Annotated in this window: 2 tRNA genes; both read right to left on the reverse strand. The window is 48.5% G+C overall.

Going from position 1 to position 489, the window contains the following annotated elements:
• Positions 1-83 precede the first annotated feature (83 nt).
• Positions 84-159: transfer RNA gene (locus TE34_RS07025), tRNA-Phe, on the reverse strand.
• Between the two features lie 180 nt (positions 160-339).
• Positions 340-416 (reverse strand) — tRNA-Asp (locus TE34_RS07030).
• Positions 417-489: the final 73 nt, after the last annotated feature.

Consider the following 489-nt stretch of genomic DNA (forward strand, 5'->3'; position numbering starts at 1 on the left):
CTGCCGAACCCGAAGGAGCGGATTTACAGTCCGCCGCGTTTAGCCACTTCGCTACCCCTCCAGCAAAAGAAAAAAGACATAAATGGTGGCTCGGGACGGAATCGAACCGCCGACACACGGATTTTCAGTCCGTTGCTCTACCGACTGAGCTACCGAGCCATTTAATATAAAGTTAATAATTAAAACAAGTTCTCCAGCCACGTTTTTGACCCCTGCATCTGCTAGCATATTCAAAGATGTTTATGCTTCGGGGTTACTTGTAGCAAATTCGGTGGATGTTAATGCTTGTTGCTCTACCGACTGAGCTACCGAGCCATAGTATGTTTTATAAAAATATAGTGGCGGTCCGGACGGGACTCGAACCCGCGACCTCCTGCGTGACAGGCAGGCATTCTAACCAACTGAACTACCGGACCAATTAAAAATAAAATTGGTTGCGGGGGCAGGATTTGAACCTACGACCTTCGGGTTATGAGCCCGACGAGCTAC

This window comes from Ornithinibacillus californiensis, from assembly GCF_001038485.1.
Taxonomy (GTDB): Bacteria; Bacillota; Bacilli; order Bacillales; family Amphibacillaceae; genus Ornithinibacillus; species Ornithinibacillus californiensis.